Raw genomic sequence first — 23,166 nt, 5'->3', positions numbered from 1 at the left:
CAATTATGAAGAATAAAATAAAAATATCCCTAATCTTAATTCTTATCGGGATTTCCTGCTCATCCCTTAATGCGCAAAAACGCTTTGAAGATCGAGCAGACGAAGATACAGCCAACTGGCGTTATGAGATAGAGTGTGTTGGCACAGGAAAGCAAGGAACGACTTTAATCAAAGTTTGGTCTTACTCCAAAAAACCTCAAGTAGCTGCAGAACAGGCAAAAAAGAATGCTATACATGGTATTATTTTTAAAGGAGTTCCTCAAGGAGAACGCGGCTGTGTAGCTCAACCTGCTTTAGCCCGTAACGCTAATATTGAACAGGAAAAGGCCGATTATTTTAACGCTTTTTTCAATAATGGAGGGAAGTTTCAAAAATTTGTGAGCCTTACTACAAACGGAGCGATAGCTGCAGGTGATCGTATTAAAATAAGCAGAAAAGAATATAAAATTGGAGTTATAGTTTCTGTGAATAAAAAGCTTTTACGCGATGAGCTTGAAGCTGCTGGTATAATAAGAGGCCTATCATCTGGATTTTAACAGGAATATTATGAAGAATATAAAAATACTACTTGTACTCGCAGGAGTCGTTTTCTCAATGATGAGTTCGTGCAAAACACCCGAAACTATTTCAGGGTACTATTCCTATGAGACCCAATGTTTGGGAAATCTAGGGGATGGAACGCAACTGGTTAAAAGCTGGGGTACAGGTTTAGATCGTAAACAAGCCGAGGCACAGGCACGTAAAAATGCGCTGCGCGATATAATGTTTAAAGGAATTCGTAATGGAAATTCTTCTTGTGAAATTCGTCCTTTAGTGGTAAAGCCTAATGCGCTTGAAAACTACGAGACTTATTTCAACAGATTTTTTTCAGAAAACGGAAAGTATAAATCGTTTGTTTCCTTACATAGAGAACCCTTTTTGGATAGAAAGTTTAAAGGTAATCCCAGAAGCGACGCCAAGGTTGCCTATGGATTGGAGCTTAAGGTACGCGTAGATGACTTAAGACGATTATTAATCAAAGATGAAATAATAGAGTAAAATGAGACAGATTATTACAATACTTTTTTTGGCATTTTTTATTGGGCATATTCAGGCTCAAGCCAAAAAACCCACATTAATGGTTGTGCCTAGTGATAACTGGTGTATTACCAATGGCTATATGATGCAATTTGAAAATCAAGGTATGATCGAGACCATACCTGATTATAAAGCGGCTTTTCAGCAAAGCTCAGATTTACTACTTGTGGTAAGTAAATTAAACGGTCTTATGGCAGACCGCGGATTCCCTTTAAAAAATATGGAATCTGTAATTAAATCGCTCAATTCGTACGCAGCAGAAGATGCGCTTCGTTCTTCTAAAGCAGGTTCTGAAGTTGCAGAAAGTCCGGTTGATCGCTTAAAATCTATAGCAAAGGCTGATATAATTATGCAACTCACGTGGACGGTGAATCAAACCGGACCTAAAAAGTCGATCACATTTAACCTTCAAGGTATAGACGCCTATTCTAACAAGCAAATCGCAACGGCCGCAGGAACAGGCGCTCCGTCTTTTTCAGCAGAACTTCCTGTGCTTTTAGAAGAATCAGTACTTTCTTACATAGACGAGTTTGCAAATAGTCTACAAGATCATTTTGATGATTTGTTTGAAAATGGTCGTGAGATCACCATAAGAATCAAACGTTGGGATGACTGGGGAGATGATTTAGAATCAGAATTTGGTCCTGAGCAAGAGGAGCTGGGCTTTATTATAGAAGATTGGATTGCAGACAATACTGTAAAAAATAGATTTTCTACGACAGATGCGACTGAAAACATGATGATTTTTGAACAGGTAAGAATTCCGTTATACTATACGAGAAACGGTCGTGAGCGAGCAATGGATACGCGTCGTTTTGCTAAAGGTTTAAGTGATTACTTAAAAGACAGCCCGTTCAATATCGTCAATAAATTAACCACACGAGGATTGGGTGAGGCAACCATATTTTTAGGAAGTAAATAAAGAAATTATGAAAAACAGTATAAAATTCTGCTTTGCTTTAGTAGCAATGCTTTCAGTTACAAGAGTTGCTTTTTCGCAAAATACACTTTCTAGTTATGACGACTTAGGACGTTTAGAATTAACAAGCTATGTTTCTGATCAAATCGAATATTTACCCGTAGTAGCACGTAATAATTTACAAAGTAAATTGGCGAGAGCGGTGAATCAATATGGCCTTGGCGGAAGCACGTCAAATGGAAGATTTATCATCACGCCTAATGTTTCGGTTTTATCAAAGAATGTCATAGCCAGTGCACCCGCAAGTATAGCGGTAGTATTAGACATTGGCCTTTTTGTAGGAGATGGTGTTTCAGGAACAAAATTTTCTTCAGGTTCTATTACCGCTAAAGGTGTAGGGAGAACAGAGGCTAAAGCCTACATCAATGCGTTCAAACAAATTCGTCCTGAGAATAAGGAGTTTAAACGCGTAATTGAACAGGCAAAACCTAAGATCCTTGAATACTACAACACAAGATGTGACTTTATTTTAAACGAAGCTAAAGTTGCAGCGGCTCAGAATAAGTTTGATTTGGCTTTGCTTAACCTAACGACAATACCTGAGGTGAGTAAAGACTGTTATACTCAAGCTTCCGCATTAATCCCTGAGCTTTATAATCAAAAAATCGATAACGAGTGTCTGCAAAAAGTTAATGAAGCTAGAAATGCCTGGTCAACAGATCCTTCTTCTGCAGGAGCAGCTGTAGCGGGTAAAATACTCGCTTCAATTAATCCAAATGCTTCTTGCTATAAGGATGCGGTCAAGCTATCAAAGGAAATTGGTAACAGGATGTATGAACTTACAGACAGAAAATGGGATTATATTTTAAAACAACAAGAGTTAAATGCCGAAGTGCAAAAGGCTTCGCTTGAAACTACACGCGAACTAATGAATGCCTATTTTTCAAATCAGCCACAAACGATAATGTACAACGTGCATGGGTGGTGGTAAGTCTATGATTTAAAAGTTTTAGAAAAAAACCAACGCGTAATGTGTTGGTTTTTTCGTTTGCATACACCGCAAGTTTCCTATATTTACGGCTATTCAAATGAACTTACATTAGACATATCAATTTAGAATGAAACTTTTAGAAGGAAAAAATACAATCATCACCGGCGCTAGTCGCGGGATTGGAAATGGTATAGCCAAAGTTTTTGCTCAAAACGGTGCAAATGTGGCCTTTACCTATAGTTCTTCAGCAGGTCCCGCAGAAGAGTTAGAAAAGGAATTAACTGCTATGGGAGTGAAGGCAAAAGCCTACAAATCTGATGCATCTTCTTTTGAGGCTTGTCAAGAGTTGATCAAGCAAATAAGTGAAGATTTTGATTCTATCGATGTTTTGGTTAACAATGCCGGAATCACAAAAGATAACTTGTTGATGCGTATGGGCGAAGAGGATTTTGATAAAGTACTCGAAGTGAATCTAAAGTCTATTTTTAATATGACCAAAGCTGTACAGCGCACCATGCTAAAACAACGCTACGGAAGCATTATCAATATGAGTTCTGTTGTCGGAATCAAAGGAAATGCTGGTCAGGCGAATTATGCAGCTTCAAAAGCAGGAATCATTGGATTTTCAAAATCTATGGCTCTCGAATTAGGATCGCGAAACATTCGTACTAACGTTGTCGCTCCTGGATTTATCGAGACAGAAATGACAGCAAAACTTGATGAAAAAGTGGTTGCAGGATGGCGTGATGCAATTCCGTTAAAAAGAGGAGGCACTCCTGAAGATATCGCAAATGCCTGTGTATTTTTAGGAAGTGATATGAGCGCATATGTTACAGGTCAGGTTTTACAGGTTGATGGTGGAATGTTAACCTAATTCTTCCTTTAAAAAAGACAACTAATTTATGACGGCATCCACAGGTATTTACATCATCCTCTTAGGGATAATAGCTCTGGGTGCCGCTCTATTTTTATACTTCTACAAGCCTGAGCGGTCAAAAAACTTAAGACTGTTATTGATTGGCTTACGTTTTATAAGTATTTTTTCGGCCTTGCTTCTTTTGTTGAATCCTTCTTTTAAGCAAGTCAGCTACCTTACAATTAAACCCAAGCTTGTTTTAGCTGTAGATAATTCAGCATCGATGCGTCTATTAGGCGACACTTTGCAGCTTAAACAAGCAGTACGTGATATCCAGAATAATAAAGCGCTTAAGGAACGTTTTGATATCGATACTTATACATTTTCTACAGATGTTGCAACACGTGATAGTCTGACGTTTGACAAAGAACAAACCAATATTGCCAAGAGCATTACAACATTCGATAAGGTGTATAAAAATCAGGAATACACCACGGTTTTTATCACTGACGGTAACACCAACTTAGGAGCCAATTACCGCTATGTAGCAAAACAATCTGCCGATGTCGCTCGTAATTTTATTGTGGTGGGAGATACTGCAGCCTATGAAGATTTGCGTATAGATCAGGTAAATGTTAATCGATATGCATTTATAAATAACCAATTTCCGGTGGAAGTAAACGCCTCGTATTTAGGGACCAACACGGTTGATGCTAAGGTTAATGTTTATACCAAGGGTCGTGTCGTTCACAGTGCGCGCACCACTTTTTCTGAAACGGAAAATACGCATCAATTCAGTTTTTATTTAAATGCTGAAACGCGAGGTGTACAAACCTATTCGGTAGTTATAAACGAGCTTCCCGAAGAGCAAAACACCACGAATAATAGTAAAAGTTTTGCTACTGAAGTAATCGATCAGCGTTCTGAAATTTTGGTGGTTTATGGCGTATTGCATCCAGATCTTGGCGTTTTAAAAAAGAGTATAGAAAGTAATGAACTAAGAGAAGTAAAGCTTCAGTCTATTGAGAAGGTTACTGATGAAATGCTTAATACTTCTGATTTAGTAATTCTTTTTCAGCCTGATACTTCTTTCAGCAATATTTATGAACAACTCAACGCAAGCAACAAAAATAGGTTTACGATTGTTGGCTTAGATAGTAATTTATCTTTTTTAAACAATGTTCAAAATACGTTCATTCTTCCTCGAAGCAGGCAGTCTGAAGCTGTTCAACCGCTACTGAATACTTCGTTTTCTGCATTTCAATTGAATGGAATAGCGTTTAGGAATTATCCACCGCTTGAATCTATTTTTGGCGAGATCACACTTTCAGGCGCAAGCGATGTGCTTCTTTACCAGCGCATAAATGGTGTTGAAACAGGAAATCCCTTACTCGGAGTGACAGAGATTTCCGGCCCCCGTGAAGTGTTTTTATTTGGGACAGGAATATTTCAATGGCGCAGTCAGACCTATTTAGATCAAGGTGATTTTGAAGCATTTGACACCTTTATTGATAAATTAATTCAGTATTCAGCCAGCGATCAAAAACGCACCCGACTTGATGTAGATTATGAGCGCTTTTATTACGGCGGAATTTCAACAGTGATCACTGCACAGTACTTTGATAAGAACTATGTTTTTGATCCGGGAGCTCAGCTGCAGATTCAAGTGTTTGATCAGGAAGGGCTGGTGTATGAATCACCAATGGTTTTTAATGGAAGTACTTACGAAGCTCAACTCACTAGTCTTGAACCCGGCGATTATACATTTGAGGTGCGTGCATCAGCAGATAATTTGACTGTTGAAGGAAGCTTTACGAGTATTCCGTATGCTATTGAAGAGCAAAATTTGAACGCCGACTATGCAACTATGCAAATTGTCTCTGAAGAAACAGGAGGTCAAATTCAAACTATTGATAAAGCGAATGAAGTTATAGATAGCATTCTGGAAAGTTCAAAATATAGCATTGTAGAACGAGCCATTGAAAAAAATGTACCTTTGATAGACTTTACTTGGTTGCTGATACTCATCGTAGTAAGTTTAACAACCGAATGGTTTATAAGAAAATACAACGGACTTATCTAATAAATAAAAAATCATATAATGGAACGATTACCTAAAATTGGAATACCCATAATCATCGGAGTTATTATTCTGGTGGTCATAATCGCAAAATCTGCGGTCACCATAGAATCTGGAGAAGCAGGAGTACTTTATAAACCTTTTGGCGGAGGAGTAGTTACCGAGCAACCACCGCTTGGTGAAGGTTTTCACATTGTTGCACCGTGGAACAAAGTTTTTATCTACGAAGTTAGACGCCAGGAATTAAAAGAAATTATGAATGTGCTTTCTTCTAACGGTCTTGATATCAAATTAGAAGCTTCGGTATGGTACAAACCAGATGCAGCCAACCTTGGGAAATTGCATCAGGAAATAGGAGAAGATTATCTTAACCGAATTTTATTACCTACCATTAGATCGGCTGCACGATCTGTGGTTGGTCGTTATACTCCAGAGCAGCTTTATTCTTCTAAAAGAGATGCCATACAAGCTGAAATTTATGATGAGACTAAAAAAATTGTAAAGAATCAATACATCGTGTTGGACGAAGTCTTGGTTCGAGATGTTACGCTACCGGCAACAATAAAGCAAGCAATCGAGCGTAAACTGCGTCAGGAACAGGAATCTTTAGAATATGAATTTAGATTGATTTCTGCGCAAAAGGAGGCAGAGCGTCAGGTTATTGAAGCGCAAGGTAAAGCAGATGCAAATAAGATCTTGAGTCAGTCGCTTAATGATCAAATCCTAAAAGATAAAGGGATTGAAGCTACACTTAAACTTTCGGAGTCAAACAATTCAAAAGTAATTGTTATCGGTTCTGGAGACGGCGGACTGCCAATTATTTTAGGAAACAACTAGGGATAATTTTAAAGAACTAAAAAGGCGAATCCTAATCAGATTCGCCTTTTTTTATGCTTTTTTCATGCGTACTTCTCGGTCCCGTCTTAATTGCGCACGTTGCTTTGATTGAAGCAGTAGTTTCGCTTTAGCAACCCAGTTGTCGTTAACGATACGATCGGGGAAGAAATGAATCAGATCCGTTACAATTTCAATATCCCGAGCATTGAATTTGCTTATTTGGTCATAGGTGTAAATGCCAATGGTATTCAATTTCTCTTCAGTATAAGGTCCGATACCAATAATTTTCTGAAGATTATCTGCATCATCAGCGCTAGCGGCTCCTATTCTTGAAAAATCCAGGTCTGTTCGTAGCGCTTCGTCTTCCTCAGGCTTGGTGATTTCAGTTTTCCTTTCGGCTGCGACCTCATATTCATCTTCTAGGAAATCATCTTCCAGTTCAATGGCCTCATTTTCGGGTTTATCAGAATATTTTTGACGCAGTAAGTTTACTTTTTTAACATAGCGGCTTTTTTGATAATAATAAGCAAAGAAGTAGCCGATCATAAAAGCACCAAACATCAATACAGCAACCTCTATATAAATAAGAGGCACCGAAAGGTTGTCGTTATTTGCTTGAATTATAGCTAGTAGCATCATTACTTAAATATCAATTCATAGCGATTATTGAGCTCTATTTTATCCTCCATTTCTCGAGGATATAAGGGGTCTGCTTCTCCTTTAGAAGTTGCAATAACTTGATTTTCAGGTAAATTAAAGCTTTTAATTATAAACTGCCTAATTTTTTGAGCCTGTTCTAATGCTATTTTATAATTATCGCGATCATCGCCTATATGATCTGTATGGCCTATAATTTCAATTTGTGTCAGTGGGTTTATTTTTAGCTGTCGCTCCACTTGAGCTAAGAATTCCGCTGCTTTTTGATCGTGTACCAGACGTGCCAGTTTAAAAGAAGGTCTAAAGGTGAGGTCTGCTTCAGGTCGAGGTGTTTTAGATGCTTTAGATTTTTTATTGAGTTTAGCCAGGCGTAAACGCTCTTCATCTTCTTCAATGGCCCGCTGGTTACGTTCTAAGCGTTCTTGAATATTGTTTATTAAAGCATCATAATTTCCTGTTTCAGCAAAACTACTATCTTGGTAAATCCCTCTTTTTTTAGATGCATCTTCAGATTCTTTAAACAGGGTATCGGTTAATTCAAAAGTGTTTATCCTTTTGGTAGCATTTATATTGGATTCTACAGAAACAGAAGCTGCTTTAAATAAGCTTTTACGATTGGAAGCTCCGGTAGTGTTTAAAAAATATAGACCTACTACACACCAGCAGGTAAATACAGAAAACGCTATAAGAAAATTCTTCATCGCTAATCAATTTGCTCAAAAATAAGGTATTGTAACAAAATGATCATCATGTTGTTAAATCTATTCGATATAATGCACGCAAAAAGTATTTTTTTTATAAATTCGTGCCGCATTATGAGAAGAACAGTATTACATCATCATCATTTTTATTCACGCACTCAAGCGAGGTAAAGATGTTGTATATGTAATTTATATATAAAATAACAATAACCCGTTTGAGCCGTTCAAACGGGTTTTCTGTTTAGAATGGCTTAAGCCAAACAAACCAATCACAATGACTAAAAAAATTAGAATCGCCATTCAGAAGTCAGGAAGACTCAATGAAGATTCACTACAAATCCTAAAAGATTGCGGCGTGTCAATAGACAATGGTCGTGATCAGCTTAAGGCTAATGCTGCCAATTTTCCTCTGGAAGTATTCTATCTGCGTAATGGTGATATTCCTCAATATTTGAGAGACGGTGTTGTAGATATTGCTATCATAGGCGAGAACGTACTTATTGAAAAAGGCGACGATATTGCAATTGCACAAAAACTTGGGTTCTCAAAATGCCGCGTTTCTCTTGCCGTGCCTAAAAGCACAAAATATGATTCGGTCAAAGATTTTGAAGGAAAAAAAATCGCTACTTCTTATCCCAATACGGTTATGAACTATTTAAACCAATTTGGTATCAAAGCCGATTTACATATCATTAATGGTTCTGTTGAAATTGCACCTAACATTGGTCTTGCAGATGGTATTTGCGATATTGTTTCTAGCGGAAGTACGTTGTTTAAAAACAACCTGAAAGAGGTTGAAGTGATGCTAAAATCTGAAGCAGTACTTGCTGTTTCACCTAAAATTGATACTGAACGTCAAGTAATTTTAGACAAACTTTTATTTAGAATACGGGCCGTTTTAAAAGGAAGGGATTACAAATATGTGTTGCTTAACGCACCTAATGATCGCTTGGAAGAAATTATAGGTTTACTACCGGGAATGAAAAGTCCAACGGTGCTCCCTTTGGCTGAAGAAGGCTGGAGCAGTGTGCATTCTGTGATTGATAAACATGAATTTTGGGAGGTTATCGATAAACTAAAAGACTCTGGAGCACAGGGCATTTTAGTAAGTGATATTGAAAAAATGGTGTTGTAATTTCATTTTGATAAAACTTAGTTTTTATGAATAAAGTTGAAAATCCTGATCGCTCCACTTGGGAAGGTTTATTAAAACGTCCTACACAAACCTATGAGCAAATCGAGGGCACCGTTCTAGAAATTTTTGATGCAATTAAAGCGGAAGGAGATATTGCGGTTAAACGCTATACTGAGAAGTTTGACGGTAGCGCACAAGACGAACTTCAGGTTTCACCACAAGAGCTTGAAGAGGCTGGCGCAGTATTAAATTCAGAATTAAAAGAAGCTATTGCACTCGCTAAAAAGAATATTGAAGCTTTTCACGAGGCTCAAAAAACAGCTCGTGTTGAAGTGATTACCGCACCGGGTGTACGTTGCTGGCAAGAAAAAAGACCCATTCAAAAAGTTGGTTTATACATTCCAGGGGGTACAGCTCCTTTGTTTTCTACTATTTTAATGTTGGCGATTCCTGCGAAAATTGCAGGTTGTAAAGAAGTGGTTTTATGTACGCCTCCTGACAAAGAAGGAAAGATCAATCCGGCAATTTTGTTTACCGCAAACCTATGCGGAATTGATAAAATATATAAAGTTGGAGGGATTCAGGCCATTGGCGCGATGACTTTTGGTACGCAAAGTATTTCTAAAGTATACAAGATTTTTGGTCCGGGCAATCAATTTGTTACGGTTGCAAAACAAATGGCAACCAAGTTTAACGTGAGCATAGATATGCCTGCCGGACCTTCAGAATTGCTCGTGGTTGCAGACGATACAGCAAATCCGGCTTTTGTTGCTTCAGATTTATTGAGTCAGGCAGAGCACGGTGTTGACAGTCAGGTGATTTTGGTTTCGACCTCCAAAAAGCTTATCGCTGCTACAGAACAAGAACTTCAAGAGCAGCTCGAGCGCCTTCCGCGTAAAGCGATCGCAGAAAAGGCAATTGCCAACAGCAAACTTATTTACCTTGAAACAAAGGAAGAAGCGCTTGATCTTATTGACGCTTACGGTCCAGAACACTTTATCGTATCTACAGCAGACAACGCGTATTACGTTAACAACATTTCAAATGCAGGATCTGTATTTATAGGTAATTTTACCCCAGAAAGTGCCGGCGATTATGCTTCTGGAACCAATCATACCTTACCCACAAACGGATATGCTAAACAATACAGCGGGGTAAACTTAGATAGTTTTATGAAGAGTATGACCTTTCAGGAAATTTCTGAGCAAGGGATGCAGCATATTGGTAAAGCCATCGAACTTATGGCAGAAGCCGAAGGTTTACATGCACACAAAAATGCAGTGAGTTTACGCCTACAATCATTAGATAATTAAGCCATGAGTACCCTAAACTTTCACTTAGAAAAATTAGTGCGTGACAATGTAGCACGTCTAAAACCTTATTCTTCGGCTCGGGATGAGTTTAAAGATTTTCACGAGGATATGGTGTTTCTTGATGCTAATGAAAATCCGTACAATAACGGCGTTAACCGCTATCCAGATCCGCAGCAAGTGACGCTGAAGCAACATTTGTCTTCGTTAAAACGTGTGCCTGTTGATCAGATTCTTTTAGGTAACGGGAGTGATGAAGTTCTTGATTTGTTGTTCAGAGCCTTTTGCGAACCAAAAACCGACAATATCATTACGCTGCCACCAACTTACGGAATGTACGGCGTACTGGCAGATACAAACGCGATCGCCAACCGTGAAGTCTTGCTTTCTAATGATTTTCAGCCGCAAGTACATCAAATTTTAGAACAGGTTGATCATCAGACAAAGATGCTCTTTTTATGCTCGCCTAACAATCCTACAGCAAACAGTTTTGACGTAGATAAAATTGTTCAATTGCTTGAAAATTTTAGAGGTTTGGTCATTGTTGATGAAGCTTATATTGACTTTTCAGCAGAAGAAAGTTGGGCATCAAAACTTCAGGAGTATCCCAATCTTGTGGTGACCCAAACCTTGTCTAAAGCCTATGGTTTGGCAGGAATACGTTTAGGAATTTGTTATGCTTCTGCAGAAATTATAGCGATCTTAAACAAGATCAAACCGCCGTATAACGTAAATGAACTCACACAAAAACGCGCTTTAGAACGTGTGCTTGATGATGCTTCAGTTCAGAACGAAATCACCGCTATTTTAAGAGAGAGAGATGCTTTATCTAAAGTATTACTTGAAGTGAATTTTGTAGAAAAAGTGTATCCTTCAGAAGCTAATTTTATCTTGGCAAAAGTAGATGATGCAAACAAGCGTTACGAGCAATTGATCAAAAGAGGAATTGTTGTTCGTAATAGAAGTACCCAAGCCCTGTGTGAAAACACCCTGCGGTTTACAGTGGGCACTTCTGAAGAAAATCAAAAACTAATCTCAGCTCTTAAAGAACTGGTTTAACCAAAATACATGACTACCGAAACTACCACCAAAAAACAAAAAGTGTTGTTCATCGATCGTGATGGAACGATAATTCAAGAGCCACCTGGGTATCAGGTTGATGCTTTTGAAAAGGTGACTTTTTACCCAAAAGCATTTACTTACTTGAGTAAAATTGCTCAGGAACTTGATTATAAATTAGTAATGATCACCAACCAAGATGGTTTGGGAACAGATATTTTTCCTGAAGACACCTTCTGGCCGGTGCACAATTTCATTTTAAAATCATTTGAAAATGAAGGCGTTGTTTTTGACGATGTCTTTATAGATAAAACCTTCCCTGAAGATAACGCAGATACGCGCAAACCGGGCACAGGAATGTTAACCGAGTTTTTTTCTGAAAGCTATGATCTCGAAAACAGTTTTGTTTTAGGAGACCGCATTACAGATATTGAACTTGCTAAAAATCTTGGAGCAAAAGGTATTTTTATCAGCGATCATACCGATCTGGGAGCTGATGAAATTACTACAGAACGCGAGGAACTTGAAAAGTTCATTGCGCTTGAAACTACAGATTGGCAAAAGATCTACGAATTCTTAAAGCTGAAAGAACGCACGGCTTCCATCTCTAGAAAAACCAACGAAACCGATATTGAGATCGAATTGAATCTGGATGGTACCGGGAAGAGCGATATTAAGACCGGTTTAGCCTTTTTTGATCATATGTTAGACCAATTGGCGCGTCACGGTGCGATGGACCTTAAAATTCACGTTGATGGTGATCTGGAAGTTGATGAGCATCACACGATTGAAGATACAGCGATTGCTCTTGGAGAGGTGTTTTCTAAAGCGTTGAGTAACAAATTAGGTATAGAACGTTATGGTTTTTGTTTACCAATGGATGATTGCTTGGCACAAGTAGCTATTGACTTTGGAGGACGTAACTGGTTGGTTTGGGAAGCCGACTTTAAACGCGAGAAAATAGGAGAGATGCCTACTGAAATGTTTTATCATTTCTTCAAATCTTTTACAGATGGTGCTCGTGCAAATCTCAATATAAAGGCAGAAGGAACAAACGAGCATCATAAGATCGAAGCTATTTTCAAAGCTTTTGCAAAAGCGATTAAAGTGGCTGTAAAACGCGATCCTGATAAAATGGTTTTGCCGAGTACAAAAGGAATGTTGTAAGCTTATGAAATTAGTAATAATCAACTACGGAGCAGGAAATATTCAAAGTATCAAATTTGCTTTTGAACGTTTAGGAGTTCACGCGATATTGTCTGATGATGCAGATGTAATCAAAGCAGCAGATAAAGTGATTTTTCCGGGTGTTGGAGAGGCGAGTAGTGCAATGGCAAAGCTGAAAGCCACCGGGTTGGATAAAGTCATTCCAACATTGAAGCAACCCGTTTTAGGGATCTGTTTGGGAATGCAATTGATGTGTAATCACTCAACTGAAGGAGACACCACCGGTTTAGGAATTTTTGATGTTGATGTAGTTAAATTTTCAAATAAAGTCAAAGTTCCACAAATCGGTTGGAACGAAATCGAAAGTTTAAAAACTCCCTTGTTTAAAGACATTCCAGAGCATAGTTTTATGTATTTAGTGCACAGTTTCTACGCTCCAAAATGTGATGCAATGATCGCTTCTACAAATTATGAAGTAGATTATGCATCAGCTTTACAAAAGGATAACTTTTACGGTGTACAATTTCACCCAGAGAAAAGTGGTAAAGTTGGACAGGAAATTTTAAAAAATTTCTGTCAACTTTAGCACTTTTCTGAACTAGTTTCAGAAACTGCCACTATGGAGTTCTTTTGTTACATATTATCTAATAAAAACCGTACGGTGCTTTATGTTGGGAAAACCAGAGACTTGCGCACACGATTACAACAACATAAGAAAGGTGTTGGAGCGGTTTTTACAAAAAAATATAATTGTTACGAGCTTTTATATTTTGAAACGTTTAAAACTGGCAGTGAAGCCTGGCAAAGGGAGCAGCAATTAAAGAGGTGGCATAAGGAATGGAAGTGGAATTTGATTAAAGATAAAAATCCAGACCTGAAAGAAATTAAAATTGAAACTATAAAATTGGAAATAGATGCTAACAATATGAGATACAATGGATCGAAAGACCCTGAAACAAGTTCAGGGTTAAGAATAATCCCGGCAATAGACATAATAGAAGGTAAGTGTGTGCGCCTTTCCAAAGGTGATTACAACACTAAAAAGATATATAATGAGAATCCGTTGGAGGTTGCGAAGGAGTTTGAAGCCCACGGAATTCAATATTTACATTTGGTTGATCTGGATGGGGCTAAAAGCAAACATATTGTCAATCATAAAGTCTTGGAGCAAATCGCTTCCCAGACCAGTCTAAAAATTGATTTTGGAGGCGGACTTAAAACTGACGATGATTTGCGTATTGCTTTTGAAAGTGGTGCCAATCAAATTACAGGCGGAAGCATCGCAGTTAAAGATCCTGAAACTTTTAAAAGTTGGTTGACAAAATTTGGCGCTAATAAAATCATTTTGGGCGCAGATGCTAAAGATGAAAAAGTCGCGGTGAGCGGCTGGCTTGAAGAGTCTAAAGAAGAATTGATCCCATTTATTCAAAGCTATCAAAAGGAAGGAGTTTCTTATGTGATTTGTACCGACATCAGTAAAGACGGGATGTTAGAAGGCCCTTCTTTTGATTTATATAGAAAAATTCTTGAAGATTGTCACCCTGAGCTTGTCGAAGGGGAAGTTGGCAATCTAAAACTCATCGCTTCTGGAGGAATTTCAACGTTTGACGAACTGCCCAAATTAGCTGAATTAGGTTGTGAAGGGACGATCATAGGTAAAGCGATTTATGAAGGTAGGATTTCAATGAAGCAGTTGGAGGGATTTATATTAAATAATTGAAAAAACGAATTAGCATATTAGGTATTTATGTTTCAATATATTATTTAGTTATAATTCTCTTTTCCCTATGGTTTAGTTTCTTTAGTGATGATCCCTGGGGGTTTGGAATCTTTGGAATTTTGGGATTATTAGTTTTAGGTTTGCCGCTTTTGCTAATTGAATCCCTATTAATGCTTATTGATAATCTAATTCTGAAGAATGCTATAGGTTTAATCATAAGTTTGATTTTTTCCTATTTCATTTTTATAGAAATGGAGCTTTTGAAATTTTAATTAATAAACTAGTATTCAGTTTACTGAAGAATTGAAATAACAATAGAACTTATAATAAGTTTTCCGTCTTCACGGAAAAGTAAAAAAAATAAAAAACGTGCTAACTAAACGTATAATACCCTGTCTCGACATCAAAAACGGAAGAACCGTAAAGGGAGTAAATTTCGTGGATCTACGCGACGCCGGAGATCCTGTGGAGCTTGCAGCGAAATATGCAGAAACCGGTGCAGACGAACTCGTTTTTCTTGATATTTCGGCTACAGAAGAACGTCGAAAAACCTTAGCTGACCTGGTTTTACGCGTAGCGGAAAAGATAAATATTCCGTTTACTGTGGGTGGCGGTATTTCTTCGGTTGAAGATGTAGACGTGTTGCTTCAGAATGGTGCAGATAAAGTTTCGATCAATTCTTCCGCAGTTAAAAATCCGCAGCTTATTAATGATTTGGCGGCAAAATTTGGTTCCCAATGTGTGGTTGTAGCCATTGACGCCAAGCAAATTGAAGGAAAATGGACCGTGCATCTTGTAGGTGGTAAAGTGCCTACCGAACTTGATCTATTTGAATGGGCAAAAGAAGTAGAGCAACGCGGGGCTGGTGAGATCTTGTTTACATCTATGGATCACGACGGTACCAAAAATGGCTTTGCAGACGAAGCGTTAGCCAAATTGAGTACTATGTTGAATATTCCGATTATCGCTTCAGGTGGTGCGGGAACGATGCAACATTTTACAGATACGTTCAAGAATGGAAAATCCGACGCAGCACTTGCTGCTAGTGTTTTTCATTTTCACGAGATCGACATTCCGGAATTGAAACAAGTTTTAAAAAAGAATAATATTCCGGTTAGAATTTAAATACCTAACCAGGAAATTAAACACATTATAATGAAAATTAAATACGACGCAAACGGACTCGTACCGGCGATAATTCAAGATGCTAAGACCAAAACCGTTTTGATGCTGGGCTATATGAATGAGGAAGCTTACTTAAAAACCAATGAGACTAAAAAGGTTACGTTTTATAGTAGAAGTAAGAAGCGTTTATGGACCAAAGGGGAAGAGAGTGGTAATTTTTTGAATTTGGTAGCCATCAAAAACGATTGTGATAACGATACACTTTTAGTAACTGTGGATCCCGTAGGGCCTACGTGTCATAAAGGAACAGACAATTGCTGGGGAGATACCAATGAGCAATCCTTTGGTTTTTTATCAGAATTGGAACAAACAATTGAAGACCGAAAGCGTAATCAAGATAACGACGACAGTTATGTGGCAAGCCTTTTTAGAAAAGGAATCAATAAAATCGCTCAGAAAGTAGGAGAGGAGGCTGTAGAAGTAGTGATTGAAGCCAAAGACGACGATGAAGGACTGTTTTTAAATGAAAGTGCAGACTTGCTCTTTCATTATTTGATCTTGTTGAAGGCGAAAGGGTATGGTTTAAATGACATCGAACAAGTGTTGTTGAAGCGTAAAAAATAGCTTTTTCACAAAATAAATAGCACCACACAAAAGCGACTTATTCTTACAGAGTAAGTCGCTTTTTGGGTTATAAAAATCATTTAAAAGATATAATTTGCCGTTTTAGCGCTAACAACTCTGCTTAGCCAAAATCTATTAAGGCTTATTTGAGAGTTATTTGTAGTTTTTTTCTTAAAAAATACATAATTAGTGATTTTTTACTAGTTTAAAAAAATTAATAGACTGAAGGATATCGTTTTTATTCAAACTAAAACGAATAAACTTACGTATTAACAAGTATAAATATACATAAATCAACATCTGCTATTTATAATCATTCTTAATTTTAAAATTAGTCTATAGTTTTAATACAAGTACTTCTTTCTGATTAATGGATTTAGCAGATAAATTTAAGTTTCTATAGCTTTCACTTAGCCGAAAAACCTTGCACTTAATCCTGTTTATCAGGAAATTAGAGTATCAATCAAGCAGATGTCAATATGCTGAAACAAATACTCTTTTCAATATTATTTCTTACAACTTTTTCATTACAAGCACAAGTTGGTGTCGGCACGACAGATCCTCATCCTGATGTCATGTTGGATGTTAATGGCGGATTACGAATACGCAGTCACAATGAAGGAAGTGATGATGCCGCAAAAGATTCTTTGGTAGTTCTAGACGGTAGAGGAGTAGTACATCGCATTGCTAAAAGCACTTTGCTTGCTAATATGGATAAGTCATTAGTACGCGCCGGAGTTTCAACCAGTTCTGGAGCTCTAGTAGACATAGGCGTTAGCGGAGAAAAAAGAGTGAAATTTGATAATGAAAGTTTTGATGTAAAAGGTGAATATGACAATTCTACCGGAATCTTTACCGCAGCGGCTAGCGGTATTTACAGAATTACAGCACAACTAAGATCAAGTAGCTCTTTACTTTCTGCGGGAGATTTTGGCATTGCGATTTACAAAAATGACTCAGGTAGAACAACCTACACAAAAATAGCAGAAGAACGCTATCTCAACGTAGAAGTAACTCTTATAAAAGTTTCACCTCCAGTAAGATCGGTTTCTACGCTTGTACAGTTAACCGCTGGTGAAGAAATAACCTTTAGAAGTATAACTGCACTATCACTTACACTGGCTGGTACTACAAATGGTAACAGTACGTTTATGACCATCGAGCAAGTGCGTTAACTAACCTTCCATTTCGATCAAGGTTAAGGCAAGTCGTATTTTATAATACGGAATCTTTTCTTCAAAATGCTCAAAATAAGGTTTTAAACCCTCAGGATGTTCTAATTCTTTTTGTGCCGCTTTAATCCGGGAAACTTCCTCTCTACTTACATAGGTGTACAAATCTAGATCGGCACCATCTTGGGCGAGTTTGGCCAAATGGGAATATACTGTCGTTTCCTTCAAGTCTCTTTTAGAGGCTATTTCTTCAATACTTAGCCCATCTTTGAGCATTTGGAAAGTAACCTGATGTGTAGCGCTTTTACTGCCTTTCTTTTTGATTTTAGACTTTTGAAAATCAAGAATAGCTTCAATGAAGGCATCTCCGTAAACTTCAAGCTTACGTTGACCCACTCCGCTAATTTCAAGAAACTCCATTTCTGTTGTGGGGCGGGCACGTTCGAGTTCCTTGAGCGTTTTATCACTAAATACCAAATAAGCAGGAATTTCTTCCTCTTTAGCAATTTCAGCACGTAAGGCGCGTAGTTTTTCAAAGAGTTCGTTGCCTTTTTTGATCTTAGGCTTTCTGGCTTCTACCGGTTCTTGTTTTAAAACTTCGGTAGGTGCAGTAAGGCGTACCTTTTTTCCATTAAAAAGAACCTCTTTACTGGATTCGGTCAGATGTAAATTGTTTCTCAAATGAAAGGCGATCTCGCAATAGCCTTGATTGATGAGCTGTAAAACATAATGCTGCCAATCCTTCCAAGAGACGTCTTTCCCGATTCCGTAAGTGCTTACCTGATCTAATTGATGATCTAGGATGTGCGCATTTTTAGCTCCTCGTAAAATATCGATAATTGCTCCAATAGGCTCTTTGCCTTTAACACGAGCAATGGTGGAGAGTGCTTTTTGAGCAAGAATGGTTCCGTCAAAAAACTGGGGTGGATTTTTACATACATCACAATTACCGCAGTCTTCTGCCAGGAATTCGCCAAAATAACTCAGTAAGATTTTACGCCTGCACGTAGTCGCTTCAGCGTATTGCTTCATACGGTCTAACTTGGCGTTTTGCACTTCTTCATTGCCTGCTCCCTGGGTAAAACGCCGCAGTTGCAACACGTCAGCATAACTGTGAAAAAGCAAGGCGTGGGATTTCAGTCCGTCGCGCCCGGCACGCCCGATTTCCTGATAATAACCTTCCAGGTTTTTTGGCATGTTGTAATGAATTACCCAGCGTACATTAGATTTATCGATTCCCATTCCAAAGGCAACCGTGGCACAAACTACTTGTGTTTTGTCGTAGATAAAATCTTCCTGTACCTTATTGCGCTCATCAAAACTTAAACCTGCGTGATAACAGGTTGCTTTGATACCTTCTGCCGCTAAAGAAGTTGAAACACTTTCGGTGGTTTTTCGGCTCAGGCAATAAATGATTCCGCTCGTATCTGGTCGCTTTTCTAAAAAGCGTTTGATTTGATCCAGACGTTTATCTGCAGCACGTACTTCTAAGGTGATGTTCTTACGATCAAACGAACTGATAAATTGTTTTGCATGGGAGATGTTCAGTTGGTTGGCAATGTCCTCCCGTGTGGCCTTGTCTGCTGTCGCTGTAAGCGCGATCATAGGAATTTGGGGCAAGGATTTTTTCAGAAAACCCAATTGCTGATACGAGGGTCTAAAATCGTGTCCCCAGGAAGAGATACAATGCGCTTCATCAATGGCGATACAACTGATGTATGTCTTATTTAAAATAGGATTCAAGCCCGCAAGACTTTCAGGAGCTACATACAACAGCTTTAAGTCGCGATTGGCAACTTGATCGATGATCGCCTGCTGGTCTTCGGCACTTTGACTGCTGTTGTAAAAATCAGCCGCAATCCCGTTAGCTTTGAGTCCGTCTACCTGATCTTTCATCAATGCGATCAAGGGGGAAATCACGAGCGTCAATCCTTCAAATAAAACTGCCGGAAGTTGATAGCATATTGATTTCCCACCACCGGTAGGCATAATTACAATAGCATCTTCACCGTTGAGCACAGTCTCAATAATGGCACTTTGCTCATTTCTGAAACTGTCATACCCAAAATAAGTCTTGAGCGTGGTAAGCAAGGTGTTTTTATCGATTGAAGTGCGCATAGAATTTCCTTTACTGCAAAAAACGGAATTTTTAACTGAAACTCCTCGCTTTCGAAATTCGAATCGAGAGGAATTATAACTTCTAGCTACAGCGTTGTAAAAACCTTAAAAAGCCTATGCTGTTTTTACACAAAATTCAATTTAATATTTTAAAATTGGCAATTGCATAATTCTTACATTTCATCTCTATAAAAGCTAATGCAGACGGGCGTTGGCTTTAAATTTATTACTAAAATTGTTCTACATGAAAGCACGAAAATATACCATTGCGGTACTTCAACTCGCCTTAAATAACACTCCGGAAAATAATCTCGCGAAGTGTAAAAAATGGGTCAAGGACGCAGCTGAAAAAGGAGCTGAGATCATTTGCCTTCCAGAACTCTACAGCAGTCATTATTTCTGTCAGGATGAGGACGTAGACAATTTTAAATATGCCGAACCGCTATATGACGTTTCATTTAATGAGTTTAGTGCCTTGGCTAAAGAATTAGGGGTTGTGATCATTGTTCCGTTTTTTGAAAAACGAATGAGCGGAATTTACCACAACAGTGCTTACATTATTGATACCGATGGGGCCGAAGCGGGGCTTTACCGTAAAATGCATATCCCTGATGATCCTCACTTTTACGAAAAATTCTATTTCACCCCGGGTGATTTAGGTTTTAAAACGATCAAAACGCAAAAAGCCAACTTAGGAACATTGATTTGTTGGGATCAATGGTATCCGGAAGCAGCTCGACTCACCGCTTTACAAGGTGCCGAAGTCTTATTTTATCCAACTGCCATCGGCTGGCATCCTCAGGAAAAAGAGCAGTTTGGTGTAAATCAGCACGGTGCCTGGATGAACGTGATGAAAGGCCACGCGGTCGCCAATGGAGTTTATGTAGCGGCTGCTAACCGTATCGGACTAGAAAAATATGTACCCGACACCAACGGAATTGAATTTTGGGGGCAATCATTTATTTGTGGTCCGCAAGGGGAGATTCTGGCTCAAGCTTCAGCAGATCAAGAAGAAATACTCCTCGCAGAGATCGATTTGGATCTACAGGAAAATGTACGCCAAAACTGGCCATTTTTCAGAGATCGCCGTATTGATTTCTATGGAGAAATAACCAAACGCGCATTAGACTAACCAATGAAAAGCAACAGACGTTTACCTGCAGAATGGGAAAAGCAACAGGGAATTTTATTATGTTTTCCCAGTAATGGAAACGACTGGCCCGGTAAATACCAGGCAATTCAATTTGTTTTTATTGACTTCATAAAAAAAATCGCAGAAACTGAAACGGTCTTTCTACTCGTGGGGCGTGAAAGTATAAAGAACAAGGTGATCACTTTGCTTGAAGCGGCGCACGCCAACTTAGGTAAGATTATTTTTATTCTGCAAAAGACCAATCGCAGCTGGATGCGTGATTCGGGACCAATCATTGTTAAGCACAATGGTGCTCGAGAAGCTTTAAACTTCAATTTTAACGGTTGGGCAAAGTATGGGAATTACCGTTTAGACAAACAGGTTCCTAAACGTATGGCAGATTTTTTGGGTATTCCTTTACAGCAGGTAATCTACAATGAAGAGCCTGTTATTCTTGAAGGCGGCGCTATAGATGTTAACGGTAAAGGAACTTTGCTTACTTCAGAAGAATGTTTGCTTGATCCAAAAATTCAAGTGAGAAATCCCGGTTTTACTAAAGAAGATTATGAAAAGATCTTTGAAAAATACTTTGGCATAACCAATACCATCTGGTTAGGAAAGGGCATCGCCGGTGATGATACACACGGTCATATTGACGATCTATGCCGCTTTGTCGATGCAAAAACGATAGTAACCGTCGTAGAAACCGATACCAGTGATCCTAACTATACAGTATTACAAGACAATCTGGCCCGTTTAGAATTGGCAAAACTAGAAGACGGAAGCACTCCCAGAGTAGTGACTCTGCCTATGCCGAAACGTATCGATTATGAAGACCTGCGCCTTCCTGCGAGTTATGCTAACTTTCTTATTCTGAATAAAACGGTTTTGGTTCCAACCTTTAATGATCTTAATGATAGTGTGGCGTTAAAAACACTTTCTGAACTTTTTCCCAATCGTAAAGTCATTGGTATTTGTGCGCTTGACTTGGTTTGGGGTCTAGGAACATTACACTGTTTGAGTCAGCAAATTCCTTCTTAAAAGCTTTCAGAAGTTACGCCATTTAAAACCGTACATTTGCAGCGGTTATAGCAACACCTTTTTGCTGCTAATATTAGACTTATGGCATCTTTTGAAGATTTTAAAATAAATAAACAACTGCGCTACGCAATTGAAGATTTAGGTTTTACAACTCCTACACCTATTCAGGAGCAAGCATTTGGCGTGGTAAAATCGGGTCGTGATGTGGTAGGAATTGCACAGACCGGTACCGGAAAGACCTTTGCATATATGCTTCCGGTTCTGGAGAATTTAAAGTTTTCAAAACAGATCAATCCACGCGTGCTTATTCTGGTTCCCACGCGCGAACTCGTGCTACAAGTTGTAGAACAGATCGAAGCTTACGGGAAATACAGTTCCATTCGTGTGGTCGGGGTGTATGGAGGAACCAACATCAACACCCAGAAAGAAGCGGTGATGCAAGGTTGTGATATACTTGTAGGTACTCCCGGAAGATTATACGATCTGGCCGTGAGCAGAGCGCTTCAGTTAAAGTCGGTTAAGCAACTCATCATCGACGAGGTGGATGTTATGCTTGATCTTGGTTTTCGTTTTCAGCTGGTTAATATTTTTGACTTGCTTCCGCAGCGAAGACAAAACATTATGTTCTCGGCGACTATGACCGATGAAGTTGACGAACTCATGGACACCTTCTTCACAACGCCAGAGCGTATACAGGTGGCGCTTAGCGGAACTCCTTTAGATGCGATTGAGCAGCACTATTATGAAGTTCCTAATTTTTATACCAAAGCAAACTTGTTAAATATCCTGCTGAAGGATAAAAATGAGTTTAAAAAGACGCTTATTTTCGTTTCTAATAAAAAGCTAGCCGATCGTCTCTTTAAAGAGTTGGAAGAAGTTTTTGGTAACGAAGTAGGTGTGATTCACGCCAATAAAACCCAGAATTACCGAATTAATGCCATCGAGCAATTTGATGCCGGTACCTACCGTATTCTGGTTACTACAGATGTGATGGCACGCGGACTCGATCTTGATGAAGTGACACACGTTTTTAACGTAGATGTACCGCGTTTTGCTGAAAACTATATGCACCGTATAGGTCGTACGGGGAGGGCAGGAACTACAGGTAAAAGTTATTTGCTGGGAACTCCCGATGAACAGGAACGTAAAGAAGCCATCGAAAAGCTGATGGATATGCAACTTCCACAGGCTGATCTACCTGAAGGACTTGAAGTCTCCAAACGATTGATTCCTGAAGAAGAACCCAATTATGTTGAAATAAATAATCCAACCAAACGCGATGAAACGCGTGGTGCCAGTTTTCACGAGAAAAAAGAGAAAAATAAAAAGGTTAATTTGGGAGGAAAATACAGACGTGAATTGGCCAAAAAGTATAAAAAACCGAAAACCCGAGGCGATAAAAACTACAACCGCTGCAACAAACGCAAATAAGATTTTGTGTGTGT

Annotated in this window: 22 protein-coding genes and 1 pseudogene; 20 read left to right on the top strand and 3 right to left on the bottom strand. The window is 38.7% G+C overall.

Annotated features, from left to right (window positions below; genetic code table 11):
- Nucleotides 1–5 precede the first annotated feature (5 nt).
- The 7 genes from WA338_RS14065 to WA338_RS14035 all read left to right on the top strand — a co-directional run bounded on the left by WA338_RS14065 (nt 6) and on the right by WA338_RS14035 (nt 6,760).
- The gene (locus WA338_RS14065) at nt 6–536 is read left to right on the top strand and encodes a hypothetical protein (protein WP_272986544.1); all 531 of its coding nucleotides are present in this window, start codon (nt 6–8) and stop codon (nt 534–536) included.
- A gap of 10 nt (nt 537–546) precedes the next feature.
- Complete coding sequence (locus WA338_RS14060; protein WP_272986543.1) at nt 547–1,038, top strand: hypothetical protein; 492 nt, start codon at nt 547–549, stop codon at nt 1,036–1,038.
- 1 nt (nt 1,039) lies between these two features.
- Nucleotides 1,040–1,999, top strand: a complete 960-nt coding sequence (locus WA338_RS14055; RefSeq protein WP_273005578.1) for a DUF6175 family protein — start codon at nt 1,040–1,042, stop codon at nt 1,997–1,999.
- A 7-nt stretch (nt 2,000–2,006) separates the two neighbouring features.
- The gene (locus WA338_RS14050; protein WP_272986541.1) at nt 2,007–2,987 is read left to right on the top strand and encodes a hypothetical protein; all 981 of its coding nucleotides are present in this window, start codon (nt 2,007–2,009) and stop codon (nt 2,985–2,987) included.
- Nucleotides 2,988–3,114: 127 nt separating this feature from the next.
- Nucleotides 3,115–3,861: a 3-oxoacyl-[acyl-carrier-protein] reductase gene (fabG, locus tag WA338_RS14045; protein WP_272986539.1), complete on the top strand. Its 747-nt coding sequence runs from the start codon at nt 3,115–3,117 to the stop codon at nt 3,859–3,861.
- 28 nt (nt 3,862–3,889) lie between these two features.
- Nucleotides 3,890–5,926 (top strand): VWA domain-containing protein, encoded by a 2,037-nt coding sequence (locus WA338_RS14040; RefSeq protein WP_272986537.1) that lies wholly within the window; start codon nt 3,890–3,892, stop codon nt 5,924–5,926.
- 18 nt (nt 5,927–5,944) lie between these two features.
- Nucleotides 5,945–6,760 carry a prohibitin family protein gene (locus tag WA338_RS14035; protein WP_009780168.1) on the top strand — a complete coding sequence of 272 codons (816 nt, stop codon included), beginning with the start codon at nt 5,945–5,947 and terminating at the stop codon, nt 6,758–6,760.
- 51 nt (nt 6,761–6,811) lie between these two features.
- On the opposite strand, the gene WA338_RS14030 is transcribed toward WA338_RS14035, so the two are convergent.
- Together WA338_RS14030 and WA338_RS14025 are read right to left on the bottom strand one after the other, a co-directional pair.
- Entirely contained in the window at nt 6,812–7,399 is a 588-nt protein-coding gene (locus WA338_RS14030; RefSeq protein WP_009780169.1) for an NADH dehydrogenase-like protein, read from the bottom strand.
- Nucleotides 7,399–8,118, bottom strand: coding sequence for an OmpA family protein (locus tag WA338_RS14025; RefSeq protein WP_272986534.1), 720 nt, complete (start codon nt 8,116–8,118; stop codon nt 7,399–7,401). The genes WA338_RS14030 and WA338_RS14025 overlap by 1 nt, the downstream gene beginning before the upstream one ends.
- 274 nt (nt 8,119–8,392) lie before the next feature.
- On the opposite strand from WA338_RS14025, the gene hisG reads away from it, so the two are divergent.
- The 10 genes and pseudogenes from hisG (at nt 8,393) to WA338_RS13975 (ending at nt 17,433) form a co-directional block, all read left to right on the top strand.
- The gene (hisG, locus tag WA338_RS14020; RefSeq protein ID WP_009780171.1) at nt 8,393–9,253 is read left to right on the top strand and encodes an ATP phosphoribosyltransferase; all 861 of its coding nucleotides are present in this window, start codon (nt 8,393–8,395) and stop codon (nt 9,251–9,253) included.
- Between the two features lie 26 nt (nt 9,254–9,279).
- Entirely contained in the window at nt 9,280–10,566 is a 1,287-nt protein-coding gene (gene hisD, locus WA338_RS14015; RefSeq protein ID WP_009780172.1) for a histidinol dehydrogenase, read from the top strand.
- 3 nt (nt 10,567–10,569) lie between these two features.
- Nucleotides 10,570–11,622, top strand: coding sequence for a histidinol-phosphate transaminase (gene hisC / locus WA338_RS14010; protein ID WP_272986531.1), 1,053 nt, complete (start codon nt 10,570–10,572; stop codon nt 11,620–11,622).
- Nucleotides 11,623–11,631: 9 nt separating this feature from the next.
- Entirely contained in the window at nt 11,632–12,789 is a 1,158-nt protein-coding gene (gene hisB, locus WA338_RS14005; RefSeq protein WP_272986529.1) for a bifunctional histidinol-phosphatase/imidazoleglycerol-phosphate dehydratase HisB, read from the top strand.
- A 4-nt stretch (nt 12,790–12,793) separates the two neighbouring features.
- Complete coding sequence (gene hisH / locus WA338_RS14000) at nt 12,794–13,375, top strand: imidazole glycerol phosphate synthase subunit HisH (protein ID WP_009780175.1); 582 nt, start codon at nt 12,794–12,796, stop codon at nt 13,373–13,375.
- Nucleotides 13,376–13,408: 33 nt separating this feature from the next.
- Nucleotides 13,409–13,624: pseudogene (locus WA338_RS13995) on the top strand (GIY-YIG nuclease family protein); the annotation flags it as partial.
- Nucleotides 13,625–13,714: 90 nt separating this feature from the next.
- Entirely contained in the window at nt 13,715–14,509 is a 795-nt protein-coding gene (gene hisA / locus WA338_RS13990; RefSeq protein WP_050759354.1) for a 1-(5-phosphoribosyl)-5-[(5-phosphoribosylamino)methylideneamino]imidazole-4-carboxamide isomerase, read from the top strand.
- Nucleotides 14,510–14,878: 369 nt separating this feature from the next.
- Entirely contained in the window at nt 14,879–15,634 is a 756-nt protein-coding gene (hisF, locus tag WA338_RS13985) for an imidazole glycerol phosphate synthase subunit HisF (protein WP_040532690.1), read from the top strand.
- Nucleotides 15,635–15,649: 15 nt separating this feature from the next.
- Complete coding sequence (gene hisIE, locus WA338_RS13980; protein WP_262494759.1) at nt 15,650–16,258, top strand: bifunctional phosphoribosyl-AMP cyclohydrolase/phosphoribosyl-ATP diphosphatase HisIE; 609 nt, start codon at nt 15,650–15,652, stop codon at nt 16,256–16,258.
- 479 nt (nt 16,259–16,737) lie between these two features.
- Nucleotides 16,738–17,433, top strand: coding sequence for a C1q-like domain-containing protein (locus tag WA338_RS13975; RefSeq protein ID WP_009780180.1), 696 nt, complete (start codon nt 16,738–16,740; stop codon nt 17,431–17,433).
- Here the strand turns inward: WA338_RS13975 and recQ are convergent, their stop codons facing one another.
- Nucleotides 17,434–19,548 (bottom strand): DNA helicase RecQ, encoded by a 2,115-nt coding sequence (gene recQ / locus WA338_RS13970; protein WP_009780181.1) that lies wholly within the window; start codon nt 19,546–19,548, stop codon nt 17,434–17,436.
- Between the two features lie 244 nt (nt 19,549–19,792).
- Between recQ and WA338_RS13965 the strand changes: the two genes are divergently transcribed.
- From WA338_RS13965 to WA338_RS13955, 3 genes are all read left to right on the top strand, one after another.
- Nucleotides 19,793–20,680, top strand: a complete 888-nt coding sequence (locus WA338_RS13965) for a carbon-nitrogen hydrolase (protein ID WP_009780182.1) — start codon at nt 19,793–19,795, stop codon at nt 20,678–20,680.
- 3 nt (nt 20,681–20,683) lie between these two features.
- On the top strand, nt 20,684–21,721 hold the full coding sequence (locus WA338_RS13960; protein WP_272986524.1) for an agmatine deiminase family protein: 1,038 nt from the start codon (nt 20,684–20,686) through the stop codon (nt 21,719–21,721).
- A gap of 81 nt (nt 21,722–21,802) precedes the next feature.
- On the top strand, nt 21,803–23,152 hold the full coding sequence (locus WA338_RS13955; RefSeq protein ID WP_336093810.1) for a DEAD/DEAH box helicase: 1,350 nt from the start codon (nt 21,803–21,805) through the stop codon (nt 23,150–23,152).
- Nucleotides 23,153–23,166 lie beyond the last annotated feature (14 nt).

It is taken from the genome of Leeuwenhoekiella sp. CH_XMU1409-2, assembly GCF_037029365.1.
GTDB lineage: Bacteria > Bacteroidota > Bacteroidia > Flavobacteriales > Flavobacteriaceae > Leeuwenhoekiella > Leeuwenhoekiella blandensis.
This window is presented reverse-complemented; position numbering and strand designations above follow the sequence as displayed.